Origin of the sequence: Paenibacillus sp. Pae15 (assembly GCF_024519685.1) — a bacterium.
GTDB classification, from domain to species: domain Bacteria; phylum Bacillota; class Bacilli; order Paenibacillales; family NBRC-103111; genus Paenibacillus_G; species Paenibacillus_G naphthalenovorans.
The window spans coordinates 167945-182772 of the sequence record NZ_JALJRM010000008.1; the positions used below are offsets into that span (position 1 = coordinate 167945).

A 14828-nucleotide genomic window follows, 5' to 3' on the forward strand; every position below is an offset into this window, starting at 1 on the left:
CACCTGCTCTTTCTGACGGAATGATGATTAAATTTGGAACGTACTCAGAATAAACGCTCCAGCCCGGGAGTATTCAATGAGACAATCCTGAAGATCAAGCGGATGAACCGGGATCGTCCCCTCAATGAGGTCTTCTTCGCGCAAACCGTGCAAACCGAGACCGAACCGGCACACGTACACTTTTCCGCCTTCTTTAATAAAAGTCGCTAACGATTCATTGTAATTCAGCTGGCCTCCGAAAGCGGCGCTGCCGACCGTAGGGAAGCCCCGGGTAGCCATCGCATTCATCGCGCCGGTTCCATAAAAATAAATGGCGGTTTCGTACCCTTTGCGCTGGGCGCGGATGGCCTGCAGGATGGCTACATAAGACAGGGACGACTCATGGGCAATTCCGTGCACCAGCGCAAGAAACTTTTCGCCGGGATTGGCCTTATAATCCGGAAATACCTTGGTGCCGCCGTACAGCTTCGTCCCAACCGGCAAGGACGGGTGCGGAATTTCATTCATCGATTTCAATTCGTTCTCAGTAAAGTTGGCAGTCATAGATTCATCTTCCTCTCGATATTTTTTATATGGTTAAGGGCTGGGCCCTAAGCCAGCTTGCTGAAATATTGCTCTTGGGCGTTACCCCAGAAGATTCTCTCTTTGATTTCTTCAGAGATACGCGCTCCTTGAATTTTCCAAAACTCGCTTTCATAGTCGCTCCAAGGCTCGTCGCAGCCGAACATAATGCGATCGGCGCCTATCCCTGTCCGATCGACCTCCTGAAGCAGCTTGCGGACAGCAAAGCCGATGGCCCAGCTCGTATCCAGATAGACCCGGTAGCCGCCTTCAATCAGCTCCGACCAGCGGGAGAGCAGCCGGATATGCCCGCTGACGCCGCCGCCCATGTGAACAAGATGTATTTTCAACTCCTTACCCCACCGCTTGATGATTTCAAAAAATCCCAGTATATCCGAGCCCCCGCCCGGGCTGGTATGGAAATGAATCGGAATATCCTTTTCCATCGCCGCCCGAAAAATCGTTTCGTGCAGCTTCGTCGTCGCCTCATCCCACTTGCGGGGGTCGGCTGTCCCTCCAAGCAGATAGCTCATCTTCAAAGCGGCAATGCCCGGCTCCTCCAAAAGCGTAAGCGCGTTTTCAGTCAGCTCCCGATTCTGCGGAAGTCCCGAAACCCATAAGGCTCCGGCGACCTTGCCTCCTCCCTGCCGGCATAAGCGCACGACCAGTTCATTGTGGGAAAAGGGTTGAGCCTGAACGGGAATACCGTAGTTCGGAATAATCAGGGTCTTCTCCATACCGCGGCACTTCATGAAATGATCCAGTTCTTCCGCCGTTGCAGGGCCGGGATCGGCGGGCGAAACCGGCACCTCCGACTCATAGAACGGCCAAGGCTCCAGATGGCCGACATGATTATGCACGCTGAACACCTTTCGGCCAAATCCCATGGTCAGCGGAATATCGTATGCATACTCCTCCGGTACCCGGGCGATCGATTCAACCTTGGATAAACTGACGCTGCTTCCTGCCTGATGCATCATACACATGCAAATTCGCCTCCATGATGTGATGCGGGTGATCATGTATCCAAATCAGTCCGCCCACCGTTTTCCAACCTAGCTTTTCAAAAAGCTTCACATTTTGCTGCTGCACTTTTGCCAAAAAACGCCGTACGCCCCGAAGCCTCATTTCTTCTACAGCGGCTTCGATCAAATATACCCCAACCCCCCTCAACCGGAATTCCGGTTTGACGGCAAGTCGTCCTCCCCACCATAGGGTAGGGTCGTCGTTGTCTGCGTAGCAGCGAACGGTTCCCATTAACGTCTCTCCATTCTTCCAGGCGTTAATGTAGATCGATGCCGGATCGTGCTCATCGGCGTCGGTTCCATCGAATAAATGCTGCTCGTCAACAAATACCTGCCGCCGCAGGGACAATGCGGCTTCAAGCTCATGCTCCGTTTTGGCTATACGCACCTGACAGCTTTTCATAGGCCCACCCCGGATGTCCCCCATTTTTCGAAGGAGGAGAGGGCCGAGCATGCTCCGCATTTTGCGCAGCCTGCTTGATTGGCTTCAGACGACAGCCCCTCCTCTGCCAAAATGGCGGCCACATTGCGATAGGCCTCCTCCATGTATTCGCTGGTTGGCGGCAAGGCATCTTCCAGTAACGTTCCTTGCAGCGGCCTTAAAGGGACGACGAACGGATAAACCCCAAGCTGCGCCGCACGCCGGCAGCCTTCCAATATGTTCTCGATACGCTCCCCCATTCCGAGGATGACATACGTGCTGACCTGATTTCTGCCGAAGACGGATACGGCCTTTTCGAACGCTCTAAAGTAGGTTTCCAGAGTGATCTCAGACTTGGACGGCATCATCCTGCGGCGAACCTCTTCATCGAAAGACTCGACGTGAAGCCCTATCGTTGTGGCCCCCGCATCCTTCAGCACCTGATACAGCGCCTCGTCATCGGGAGGCTCGCATTGAACCTGTACCGGAAGCCGGCTGACCTTACGGATGGCTTTGACGCATTCAGCCAAGTATAACGCTCCCCGGTCCGTCTCGTTCGGCGTGCCGGTTGTCAGCGTAACCTGCTTGATGCCGTCCAATTCCTCAGCCGCCTGGACAACCTCCGCCAGCTGCTCGGGTGTTTTCATGGCGACGGTAGTTCCCGCTTCCAGAGAGTGGCCGATCGCGCAAAACTTGCATCTCTGACTCGGAGCCCACCGGATACAGCTTTGAATGACTGTGCTTGCCAGCACATCGGAGCTGTGAAGCACCGCTATCTTGTTGTACGGAATGCCGTCCTTCGTTGTCCGGTCATAAAATTTGGGACGAGCGACCGGATCTACATACATCAGCTTTTTGCCGTTATATTGCAAGGTCAGCCCCTTTTCCGTACGAACAAGGGAGTAGGGCGAGGAGGCCGCCGGACCGTTGAAGGTCGGCACCATCACCGTCCGGTCTCCCAGTATAAACGCCCGGTCGTCCGACGGGCCCGCGCCCCCGCGTCTGCCGCCTTCAATAAGTCCGTTCGTGCGCAAGCCCTTGTTCTGAATATCCACCAACCAGTTGGAGCGGGATTGGCTCAGTATTTCTTCCCTTTCATCAGCATGATCATCCGGAGTCATAGTACCCATCCCTTCTTTCATTGACGTCCAATTTATATTTGTTAACTTATATAACATATATTACTGAATAATTTGTAAAATCACCTCATCCAGTACGCGATTTTTTTACTCATCCACTTAAAATCCATAAAATACTTTACATCATTCGTAATTTAAAAAATAAAAACCAAATTTATGGAAGAATACATTACATTGATGTATAATGATGACGTGTAATGATTTTGATTCGAGCAACAATCCGATGGTTAGGACTGCATGCTCAACCGTATGGAGGATGCTATGGAATGGAAGCCAAACAAAGTAGAAAGCGTGCCGATCTATAAGCAAATTGCCGATTATATGGAAACCCGGATTATGAACGGGGAATATCCGAGCGGAAGCTGTCTTCCTTCGGAGCGTTTTCTCGCGGCAGAACTAGGCGTGAATCGCGGAACCGTCATCGCGGCTTATGATGAGCTGCTTGCGAGCGGACTCGTCAAGAAGGTGAAGGGGATCGGCACGGTAGTGAGCCAAGCGTTATGGGGAGAAGGACCTCAGAAGCGAATTCCGAATTGGGGGCAATATGTAAAAAGCGGCTTTTTCCAGATCAATAACCCGATTAACCAGCAAATCTATCAGATTATCCAGTCCAGAGATCACGTCATCAATTTCGCTATCGGGGAATTGGCGCCCGATCTTCAGCCTGTCAAGCTCATGCAGGACATCCATCGTTCCATGGAAATCAACGACTACTTGGGTTATGAGCACATGCAGGGGAATATAAAGCTGCGGGAAACGATATCCGCCCACCTGCGGAAATACAGGCGCATTGAAACGACCCCTTCCTCCATCATTATTACTTCCGGCGCCCAGCAAGCGCTGCATCTGATTATTCAATGTCTGTTAAAGCCCGGGGATGCCGTAGCCATCGAAGACCCGTCCTATGCCTACTCCCTTCCTATCTTTCATTCGGCGGGTTTAAAAACGTTCTTATTGTCTCCCGGCCGGGAAGGCATCGATCCGGATGAAATCATCTCGTTATATAAAAGAACCCGGGTCAAAATGGTGTTTTTGAACCCTACCTACCAGAATCCGACCGGGACCACCATGTCTGAAGAAAGAAGAAAGAAAATCATCGAAATCTCCACCCAATATGGCATTCCTATCGTCGAAGATGACCCTTACAGCATTACCGGTTTTCAAGAACAGGCCATTGCACCGCTGAAATCGTTGGATCGCGACGGCGCTATTCTGTATATCAGCTCGCTGTCCAAAATTGCGGCGTCCGGTTTAAGAATCGGATGGATTGTAGGACCGCAGCCTGTCATTGACCGTTTAGCCGATGCCAAACAACAAATCGATTTCGGTCATCCGAATTACCCGCAATGGATATCGGAACGGCTGCTTGCATCCGAAGGTTTTGATGCGCATATCGGTCAACTTCGCGCTGGATTGAGGGACAAACGGGATCGAGTTGTAGAGGCTTTGCGTAGCGAGGTAGGTTCATACATAGAATTTATCGAGCCTCAAGGCGGCATTCATTTATGGTGCGGACTAAAAGGGGAATGCGATGAACATGCGCTTTTCAGGGAATCGATTCAAAACGGCGTTATTTTTGCCCCTGGCACCACACTCGGCTCCAAGAAAGGCTTCATGCGATTTACCTACAGCCGCACCGAGACCCAAGATATCCGGGAAGGCATCCGGCGGTTTGCCGATGCCCTTAAACGTGTAATGAAATAGCTTAACCGGCAGATGGCGGCCAAACTTTTGTGCGGCAAGGAGCTAAAATGATGATCACAGAAGAGACAGACGATAAACCATATTCAATGATTTATCGTCCAGTCTCATGCTTTTTTCTATATCAGGTACCGCAAAAGGTCCGGTAAGGACGGGCTGATGGCGCAGGCGGCGTGGAGTACTCAGCCTGTTCGGGGGAGTGCGCGTAGGGGCTCGAAAGAGCATCAAGAAACCGCTCCATCACGCTGTAGTCTCCCTGGTTCACCGCGGCCTCCAGCGCTTCTTCTGCCCGGTGGTTGCGGGGAATCAGCGCGGGATTGCTGCTGCGCATCAATTGATGCGAGGAGGCTTTTGATTCCTGCTGCCTGCCTAGTCTCGCCTGCCACAGCTCATGCCACTGGGCAAAGCCCGCGGTGCCAAAAAGAACCGCATCCTCGGGCTTATCAAACGTCAATGCGCGGAAGGTATTGGTGTAGTCCGCACGATGCTCTTTCATCAAATTGAGCAGCTCTTCAATAAGGGATTCATCCTGCTGTTCTTCGTTAAAGATCCCCAGTTTTGCCCTCATTCCCGAGAGCCAATTGCGGCGATACAACTCGGTAAAATCTGAAATCGCAGCCTGGGCCAGTTCTACAGCCCGCTCCTCGTTGGCATGCAGCAGCGGCAATAGGGTTTCAGCAAATCTCGCGAGATTCCACGCGGCAATATACGGCTGATTGCCATAGGCATAGCGGCCATGAATGTCAATGGAGCTGAATACCGTTGCCGGGTCATAGGCATCCATGAAGGCGCACGGACCATAATCAATGGTTTCCCCGCTGATGGCCATGTTGTCGGTGTTCATCACCCCGTGAATAAAGCCGACGAGCTGCCATTTGGCAATCAGCACGGCCTGACGCCTGATCACTTCTTTTAGCAGGGAAAGATAGCGGTTCTCATCAGCCTCAACTTCCGGAAAATGTCTTTGCAATGTGTAATCAGCCAGAGTCCGGAGCTCCTCCACAGTACCCCAATTTGAAACGTATTGAAAGGTGCCGACGCGCAGATGGCTGGCTGCCACGCGGGTCAGAATTGCACCAGGCTGTTCGGTTTCACGCCTTATGGACTCGCCGGTTGTCACCACAGCCAGGCTGCGGGTGGTTGGAATACCCAGCGCATGCATCGCTTCGCTGATGATGTATTCGCGCAGCATCGGCCCAAGCGCCGCCCGGCCATCGCCAAGGCGGGAGTATGGCGTTTTACCTGAACCCTTAAGCTGAATATCGACCCGCTGGCCCAGGGGTGTGATCTGTTCGCCAAGCAGCAGAGCCCGGCCGTCCCCCAGCATGGTAAAATGCCCGAATTGATGCCCTGCGTAAGCTTGAGCCAGAGGCTCGGCGCCTTCGGGAATCCGGTTGCCGGCAAGCGCCGCAACGCCGTCATTGCTTTGCAGCGCTTGGACGCTCAACCCCAGGGACGCTGCCAACCGATCATTAAGAATGATCAACCTCGGTGAGCGTACAGGGGTTGGGTTAAGCCTGGTAAAGAATGATTCCGGCAGGCAAGCATAACTGTTGTCGAAGTTCCATCCTGTTTCGGTTGCTGCTTTTTTCTCTGTCATCGTATCTCCTTTTTCATTTGTCTTTTTGTATCCCCTCATTGAACTATACCATAAGTCGGGCTCATGTTTATCGTATGGAGGTATAGAGCGCCGTTCAACAAAGAAAAACGCCCCTTGGCGGGACGTTTCGGTTAAAACGTAATGTACCATTTTTGACGAATAAGTGCAGGAAAAACTGCTGTACTCATTCATTAATTTCGGATTAGATAATCAAATGCGCCCAGGGCTGCATTAGCACCCGATCCCATTGAAATAATGATCTGCTTATACGGACTGTTCGTGCAGTCGCCTGCAGCAAACACGCCAGGTACGTTCGTAGCGCCGTGGCTATTCACAACGATCTCCCCGATGCGATTGCGTTCGACCGTATCGCCTAACCAATCGGTATTGGGTACAAGACCGATCTGAACAAACACGCCATCCAGTTCAATATGCTGAACCGTTCCTGTATCGCGCTCAATATAGGATATACCGTTCACCTTGTCGGTACCGGTAATTTCTTTGGTTTGAACGTTCTTCAGAACAGTGACGTTAGGCAGACTGTAAAGACGATCTTGCAGTACAGCATCAGCTTTCAGCTCCGGCATAAACTCCAGAACGGTGACATGGCTCGCAATGCCTGCGAGATCAATGGCCGCCTCAATACCGGAATTACCGCCGCCGATCACCGCTACGTGTTTTCCTGCAAACAAAGGACCGTCACAATGAGGACAGTAAGCTACACCTTTGTTCTTGAACTCCTCTTCTCCGGGTACGCCTACATTGCGCCAACGGGCACCCGTTGAAAGAATTACGGTCTTGCTCTTTAGAACAGCGCCGTTTTCGAGCTCGACTTCGATGAAATCCCTTTTCTCCAAACGCTTGGCGCGCTGTGATTTCATCACATCGATACCGTACTCTTTCACGTGCTCTTCAAGACTCGCTGCGAGCTTAGCACCTTCGGTATATTTAACGCTGATAAAGTTCTCTATACCTACGGTATCCAAAACCTGACCACCAAAACGTTCAGCAACAATGCCTGTGCGAATGCCTTTGCGTGCCGCATAGATCGCCGCACTTGCACCAGCCGGGCCGCCCCCGACAACAAGCACATCGTATGGAGCCTTGTCGGCAAAATCCGAAGCATCCGGAGCACTGCCCAATTTGCCGAGAATATCCTCAATTGTCATGCGACCGCTGCTGAAGAATTCACCATTGAGGTAAACCGTTGGCACGGCCATGACGTTTTTGCTTTCTGCCTCCGCTTTATACGCCGCACCGTCAATCATGGTATGCGTAATGCCCGGATTGAGGATGCTCATCAAGTTCAGTGCCTGAACAACATCGGGGCAGTTGTGGCAACTCAGGCTGATATAGGATTCAAAATGATATTCGCCGCTGATGTTTTTAATCTGGTCAATGACGTTCTGTTCAACCTTTGGAGCTCTACCGCTAACCTGCAGCAGAGCCAACACCAATGAAGTAAATTCATGTCCCAGAGGGATACCGGCAAAGGTTACACCGGTATCTTCCCCCACACGATTTACACTAAAGCTCGGTGTTCTCGGTAATGTGGCTTGTTCAACCTTAATTCTGGAAGACATGGTGGCTAGTTCATCCACCAAGGTCAGCATGTCCTTAGACACCGCATCGGACCCTGCGCTGACTTTGATCAGCACGTCGCCTTCCAAGAGTTGAAGATATTGGTTAAGTTGTGCCTTAATGTCTGCGTCCAGTACCATTCGACCAGCCCCTTAAATCTTTCCTACAAGATCAAGGCTTGGCTTAAGCGTTTCAGCACCCTCCTGCCATTTTGCCGGGCAAACTTCACCTGGATGATTTCTTACATATTGTGCTGCCTTGACCTTGTTTACAACAATGCTTGCATCGCGGCCGATGCCGCCGGCGTTAATTTCAATGGCTTGGATAATACCGTCCGGGTCGATAATAAACGTACCGCGGTCAGCAAGACCTTCCGACTCGATCAGCACATCGAAGTTGCGGGAAATCGTATGTGAAGGATCTCCGATCATAATGTAAGTAATTTTGCCGATCGTTTCCGAGCTGTCGTGCCATGCTTTATGAGTAAAATGGGTATCGGTTGAAACGGAATACACTTCAACCCCGAGTGACTTCAAGGTTTCGTATTGGTTTTGAAGATCTTCCAGCTCGGTCGGGCAAACGAATGTGAAGTCTGCAGGATAGAAGCAAACTACACTCCATTTTCCTTTAAAATCGGCTTCTGTTACTTCGATAAATTTACCATTGTGATAAGCTTGAGCTTTAAACGGTTTTACTTCAGTTCCAATGAGAGACATAATTCATTCCTCCTAAATGTAGTTTGAAAATTATAAATAGCTGTTTATATTGATTTCGCTATTTATAATGATTCTTATTTAATTATATAGACATGATATCACTGACAGCCCATTTGTTCATGAAGGAACTATGAAGACAAAATGAAACTTTTATGAAGATTGAGGGATTCATCGGAAATACGATAACCCATTCCATAAAATAAGGTGCCCATTTGCTTATGATCTTATGTTATTTGTTTAAAGCGTTCCGTCTTATCCCATACCGGTTCAAGCTTAGAGCGTTTCAATTTGATTTGGCAGTAGATGCCTCTCAGAAATAAAAACAACCAGAACTGAGCGTAAGAAAAGTACATCAAGAACGAAAAAAGCAAGTCAATTGGGGTTATTTTTTTGTCGGACATTTGCGCGGTCACCAGCTGCACAAAGTACATTAACCAGGCCTCAAACCAAAGGATGAGCAGCGGCACGGTCGAGCTCCCTTCCACATGTCCAAAAAGCCCAAGCACGAACCACAAATCCGAAACGAGCAGAAACACGACAAAAAGAATATACACGGTCAGTAATTGTACCGAATGAATAACATTTTTCCCCTTGAACAGCCGGGGATTCTTTAACGTTTTCTCGATCAAATAAAGGTTTCCCTGCATCCAACGCGTCCGCTGCCGCAGCCATATGCTGAAGCTCTCGGGCTCCTGTTCCCAAGTGCGGGCTTCCGGCACGATAGGCAACAGACCGCCCAAGTCCGTTAAAGTTAACGTTAAATCTGCATCTTCCGCTAACGCGTAGGGATCATAGCCGCCTGCTTGGGTCAATGCATCTCTTTTGATGACAAGGTTCGTTCCCGTTAAAGAGCCGAGCTTGAACATCCCCCATCGGCCTGATTGCATAAGAAGCTGAAAAGCTGAAAATTCCAAAGCAATCATACGAGTCAACGCATTCTTGGTCTCGTTGATCGTCTTCACGTAGCCAACTGCTCCGACTGCTTTAGGCGTTGTCTCTGCAGCCTCCACGAGCAATCGTAACGCTTGCGGCTCAGGCTGATTGTCAGCGTCATACACGGCGATATATTCGGATTCGCTGATCGATATGCCGTAGTTCAGCACCCGAGACTTGCCTTTTGGCGTGCCTGGCGGCACCTGGATATAATGGATATTCGGAAACGAGTCCGCGTAATACTGCGCAATCTCACCGGTTTCATCCTGTGAATTGTCGTTAAGCAAATAAATTTGGACGTCTCCCGGATACTCGATTTTGCTCATAGCATGCAGAGTATCCGCAATGACAATGCCCTCATTGTGAGCCGGGATCAATACAGCGACGCTGGGATAAGATTCTAACCTCACGAACTGTCGTTTCTTGGAACGGTATAACACCCCGGATATCGTGAGCGTCGAGTAATAAAGCAGCAACAGCCAGAAACTGATTGATATCGTGGTGAGAACTATTGTCATCATGCGGCTTTGCCCCCTCTTAGAGGGGAAATCACTTTTTCAAATTGCTCCCATTCGTCAATCGCCAGCTCGTTCACCGTGATGTCGAACAGCTCCGGCTTCAAGCTGCGATCTTCTGCAATCTTTTTATAAAACCGGTCTAACACTACTTCTACGCCTGACTGATTCGTGTTCGTTAACAATATGATCGCCCGATGTCCGCCGTAATTACCGACGAGGTCATAATTTTTTCTTGTGGAATCCAGCAGCTTAGCCATCATCTTCTCATAAACGACACGCTTTTTGTATTGGGGGTCCTTGCTGTCCATATGTAGTTCGCAAATGATGTAATAGCCTGTTTCTTTGCGGCGCTTCATACCGGAGAACAGCAGCTTTGCTCTTTCCATAAACTCTGCAAATGTTAACACGCCTGTCACGGGCTCCAGCTTTCTTAATGATTCAACCTCTTTTTGAAGCGCCAACAAGCGTTCCCTTAATTGATTGATATGATAAATCAAAAGCCAGACGGCCGTTGCCCCAAGCGAATAAATAAGCTGTACCACAAGCTTCTCCCCTTGGAACCATACATCAACCGTTTTGCCCCAATTTGCTGCAATGTTATAAAATGCAAGCCCCAAATCATACGCAATCAATGCCGCAAAACCCGCCATCGGACGAAAAATAACATTAATCAAGCCGATAATCAAGAGCGAACCGGCCATAAAAATGAGCTCCGGCTTTGTCAGGTAACTAGCCGCAAGCAAAAATGACAAAATGACGAAGGATAACATAAAACACAAGTTAAGTTTATTCATAGGTGTCACCTTACAGCAGTAAATCGTTGTTTAAACTGTAGCATAAAATTAAACCGTGCATGAATCACTGCGATTCTAGACGGTTCTTTGTATTCGATCTTATGAATTGGTAAACGTTCTTTGGATCAATGAGGTGAAAGTTGAGATATGTGCTTCCATCAGGGTACGCGCACCCGCCGCATCTTTTTCTGCGATTTTATCGATGATCAGCTGATGTTCAGCAATGCTCCTTGTCCGATACGGAGGAAACGAAGAAATATTGCATAAGAAAAAGTCGTTTAAATCCCATTGGCTTCGTGTCATGTGAAGCAATTTCTCCGAACGGGACATTTTGAGAAGCTCTCTGTAATGACCGGACGTCTGGAAACCTCAAGGTCATCAGCGACTCATAAGTACGAATCGTTTTCGATAATGATATTTCCCTCATTACCACAATAACTCCCCACCTTTCTATCTATATTAATTATACATAATTTTTGGATATATACCTTAGTTTATATGAATGTGAAACCATCTTTTTATCGATTCCTTCGGTTAACCAGATAAATGCACACCGATCCCAATACCTGAGACTTCACCTTATGAAACCGCCGCGAGACTGATGACAACGACTCCAACAAAGCCCAGAACCAATCCTATTGATTTTTGAATGGTAAGAGGCTCGTTCCAAGAAATGACCAGGAAGCAGTTTCCCGCCATTTCGCAGGCGGCATTTCTGCAGACAATTCGAGCACATAATGAATGGATTCATGACGGTTGGGATGCCTAGCAGCCGAACCCCGCATCGTGTCAAGTGTTGGCGGATTCAGCGCAACCTTGCGATTGCGGTTATGAAGTGACTTCGCGTATTTCACAGGCCTCCCCAGATAAGAACGTCATCTTTCCGCCCGCGCTTGCCCAAGTTTACGACTGCAGTCCTTGGCAGCTTTGGATTTCATCATGCTATTGGTGACTCATCCGACTGCAACCGCCTCTAATTGGGTTCGTGTACCTCAAGCCGTGCGTTTGCCTCCAGCTTCCTTCAGATTCCGCCTCGCGACGGACATCCTTGCTCTTGGCTAATGGTAGGGCTTGCCAGCCCCCATTCCGAACTTTCACCGTAGAGATGACGCCCATGCTGGGCGTACATACGGCAAAAAAGCTTGATTCCGCAATCAAGCTTTTTTTGATACCCAGAATATTTCTCGCCTCAGCCGGAGTTGCCGTTTCTCTTCCAAGCTCCAAAGCATATTCGATAATTGCGCGTTACTCTTCACCAACTCTTTATACTTAAAATAAACAATAATAACTTCCATCGAGCTTCTTCCTGTCCGTCAAGGCCCCATTCGAGCAGCCGTTTCAGATCGCTGGCTTTTTATTTACATCTGCAAAGTTAGTATCACCGAGAACGTACGTAAGTCTACCGTCGAGCGCGTTTTCCGCCTGATGCTTATTAAGCAAGCCCTCCCAACGCGCAACGAAAAAGGTGGCGACAGCATACCCTATAATATTGACTGTTGTCCGATAATTTCCCATGAATCGGTCTGGCGCAAGCATCAGGGCGACTGCGGCCATCGGTATGGAACCTGTTGCCGCCGCAGTTGCTGACAGTGCAACAAATGCGGAGCCCGGTATTCCAGCCATCCCCTTGGACGTTAACAGCAGAACTCCCAGAAGCACAAGCTGTTCGGCAATGCTCAAATCGGTGCCGGTTGCTTGGGCGAGAAAAACCAGTGCCAGCGATAAATAGATTGAGGCCCCGTCCAGATTGAACGAATAACCTGTAGGCACCACAAGTCCGACAACAGCGCGATTGCAGCCGGCGCGCTCGAACTTATTCATCAGCTGCGGCATGACCGCTTCCGTTGAACCTGTTGCAAACGCGAGAAGAATCTCCTCCCGGACGTAGAGAATTAGTTTCCAGAGACTGAGACCAACGTATACCCGCATGATGATGGCTAATATAATGAGAAAGGCAAGACACGCGACGGTCATGGCAATAAACAGTTTACCGAATGAAAGGAGCGTGTTAATCCCGTACTGACTGACGGCGAAGGCCAATGCGCCAAATGTCGCTAGCGCCGTAAGCTTCATGATATAGCCCATAATTTGAAACATGACTTTGTTGGCATGTTCGAGGAAATCGACCAGAACCTCCGACGTCCGTCCGCCAATATGGATGATTGCAAAACCGCATAAACAAGATATGAGCAAAACTTGCAATATCGAATTGTTTGCGAACGCTCCGAGGGCGCTTTCCGGAATCATATTCAGGAAGAAATCCGTCGTGCTGGGAAGCTGCGAGCCCTTGGTCGCTTTAGTGACTGCATCCGTTGATAGGGTATCGGTATTGACATTCATTCCTGCACCGGGATTCATTAAGTTTGCAACGACCATGCCGATGATCAGCGCCAAGGTTGTTACGATTTCGAAGTAGAGGATCGTTTTTCCTCCCATTCTTCCGACGGCTTTTATGTCACCGACCTTGGCAATACCAACGACAACAACTCCAAAAACAAGTGGTGCAATAATCATTTTGATCAGTTTAATGAAGCCATCGCCTAGCGGCTTTAGTGCAACGCCGATGGTCGGCCAAAAATAGCCCACCAAAATACCCGCGACGATCGATGCAATAATCTGAAAAAACAGGCCTTTATAAAAGGGCTTCTTTATTTTCTCAGTTTGCGCATGCATAATTCTTTTTCCTCCTTCTAACCTTTTACGTAATTTTTCATAACATTAATTGTACGTTTATATAACTTATTATAATGAGTTTGTTTTACACATTCATCATGCGGAATGAACAAAATTAAAATTTTCTTTGTTTGCATTGCACAAAATCTGCTTTCTGAGATATGGTTTTGTTAATTTATATAACATGAAACGCAACGAATTGATGGGCGGCAATCCCTCTATCCGCCTGGATCAAATGGAATCGGGTAAAATAAAAAACGAGTGGTATCAGGAATAATTTCCTGATACCAGCTCGCGACTAAAATGTCCAAATCGACTGTAATCTCTGTTAAAATTCCGATCCATAGACCAAGTGAGAGGGAGTGTGACCGCTAAAATAGAGACAACAAAAATTGCTGAATAAGATTGAACATTTAACATCCTCTTTCTATCATAATTCCTAGATGAAACATCATGATGGGTGAGGAAGAGGATGAAACGCTTAGAAAGGTGGCATATGTATTTCTCTGTTCATCAATTAAAAGCAAAAGGGTTGAAGATATCTCAGATCGCTCGAAATCTGAATATCTCCAGAAATACGGTTTACAAATATCTGAGTATGAATCCGGATCAATTCAAACAGTTCATGGAAGAGCTTGAAACCCGTGCAAAAAAGTTAGACCCTTATGAGCAGCAAATCTTGCAGTGGCTGCGGGAATACCCGGATCTATCCGCAGCACAAATCCTGGACTGGCTGAAAGAGCGCCATGCCGATTTTAAAATCGGAGCGAGCACCGTCAGAAGTTACGTCCGAGAACTCCGAATCAGGCATGGCATCCCTAAAACGGTACAACAAAGGCAATATGAAGCGGTTGCCGACCCACCAATGGGCGAGCAAATGCAAGTGGATTTCGGGGAAGTGAAAATAAAAAATTTGCAAGGCAACCCGGTGAAGTTATGGTTCATCACGTTCGTTCTTTCCCACTCCAGGCATAAATTCGTCCATTGGCAAGACCGTCCCTTCGTCGCCAAGGACGTGATCGACGCGCACGAACTTGCCTTTGTTTATTATGGCGGGATGACCCGGGAGATTGTGTACGACCAAGATCATTTGCTGCTTGCGAGTGAAAATTACGGCGACTTGATCCTGACCCATGAATTTGCATCCTATGTACGCCAGCGCGGCT

12 protein-coding genes and 1 pseudogene are annotated in these 14828 nt (G+C 48.8%); 2 read left to right on the forward strand and 11 right to left on the reverse strand.

The features are described from left to right. Window positions 1-27: 27 nt before the first annotated feature. The 4 genes from NR121_RS09460 to NR121_RS09475 are packed head-to-tail and all read right to left on the reverse strand — an operon-like array spanning window position 28 to window position 3128. On the reverse strand, window positions 28-543 hold the full coding sequence (locus NR121_RS09460) for an MSMEG_0572/Sll0783 family nitrogen starvation response protein (protein ID WP_054817402.1): 516 nt from the start codon (window positions 541-543) through the stop codon (window positions 28-30). A 47-nt stretch (window positions 544-590) separates the two neighbouring features. Next, on the reverse strand, window positions 591-1547 hold the full coding sequence (locus NR121_RS09465) for an amidohydrolase family protein (protein ID WP_256831117.1): 957 nt from the start codon (window positions 1545-1547) through the stop codon (window positions 591-593). Beyond that, on the reverse strand, window positions 1498-1989 hold the full coding sequence (locus tag NR121_RS09470; RefSeq protein WP_256831118.1) for an MSMEG_0567/Sll0786 family nitrogen starvation N-acetyltransferase: 492 nt from the start codon (window positions 1987-1989) through the stop codon (window positions 1498-1500). The genes NR121_RS09465 and NR121_RS09470 overlap by 50 nt, the downstream gene beginning before the upstream one ends. Continuing rightward, window positions 1986-3128: an MSMEG_0568 family radical SAM protein gene (locus NR121_RS09475; protein ID WP_256831119.1), complete on the reverse strand. Its 1143-nt coding sequence runs from the start codon at window positions 3126-3128 to the stop codon at window positions 1986-1988. Before NR121_RS09475 ends, NR121_RS09470 begins: the two co-directional genes overlap by 4 nt. Before the next feature lie 279 nt (window positions 3129-3407). Between NR121_RS09475 and pdxR the strand changes: the two genes are divergently transcribed. Further along, window positions 3408-4850, forward strand: a complete 1443-nt coding sequence (pdxR, locus tag NR121_RS09480; protein ID WP_054817401.1) for a MocR-like pyridoxine biosynthesis transcription factor PdxR — start codon at window positions 3408-3410, stop codon at window positions 4848-4850. A 121-nt stretch (window positions 4851-4971) separates the two neighbouring features. On the opposite strand, the gene NR121_RS09485 is transcribed toward pdxR, so the two are convergent. The 7 genes and pseudogenes from NR121_RS09485 to NR121_RS09510 all read right to left on the reverse strand — a co-directional run bounded on the left by NR121_RS09485 (window position 4972) and on the right by NR121_RS09510 (window position 13662). After that, a complete protein-coding gene (locus tag NR121_RS09485) occupies window positions 4972-6447 on the reverse strand; it encodes a protein adenylyltransferase SelO (RefSeq protein WP_074729894.1) in 1476 nt (491 codons plus the stop codon). A 191-nt stretch (window positions 6448-6638) separates the two neighbouring features. Then, window positions 6639-8168 (reverse strand): alkyl hydroperoxide reductase subunit F, encoded by a 1530-nt coding sequence (gene ahpF, locus NR121_RS09490; protein ID WP_054817399.1) that lies wholly within the window; start codon window positions 8166-8168, stop codon window positions 6639-6641. Between the two features lie 12 nt (window positions 8169-8180). Next, a complete protein-coding gene (ahpC, locus tag NR121_RS09495; RefSeq protein ID WP_062409605.1) occupies window positions 8181-8744 on the reverse strand; it encodes an alkyl hydroperoxide reductase subunit C in 564 nt (187 codons plus the stop codon). A gap of 224 nt (window positions 8745-8968) precedes the next feature. Beyond that, complete coding sequence (locus tag NR121_RS09500; protein ID WP_256831120.1) at window positions 8969-10198, reverse strand: glycosyltransferase family 2 protein; 1230 nt, start codon at window positions 10196-10198, stop codon at window positions 8969-8971. Continuing rightward, window positions 10195-10989, reverse strand: a complete 795-nt coding sequence (locus NR121_RS09505; RefSeq protein ID WP_054817398.1) for a PleD family two-component system response regulator — start codon at window positions 10987-10989, stop codon at window positions 10195-10197. Before NR121_RS09505 ends, NR121_RS09500 begins: the two co-directional genes overlap by 4 nt. A gap of 99 nt (window positions 10990-11088) precedes the next feature. After that, a pseudogene (locus tag NR121_RS25305) lies at window positions 11089-11322 on the reverse strand (FCD domain-containing protein); the annotation flags it as partial. Window positions 11323-12327: 1005 nt separating this feature from the next. Further along, complete coding sequence (locus tag NR121_RS09510) at window positions 12328-13662, reverse strand: cation:dicarboxylate symporter family transporter (RefSeq protein WP_256831121.1); 1335 nt, start codon at window positions 13660-13662, stop codon at window positions 12328-12330. A 472-nt stretch (window positions 13663-14134) separates the two neighbouring features. Here NR121_RS09510 and NR121_RS09515 point away from each other — a divergent pair. Then, window positions 14135-14828: helix-turn-helix domain-containing protein (locus NR121_RS09515; protein WP_256831122.1), on the forward strand; the 694-nt coding region annotated here is incomplete at its 3' end.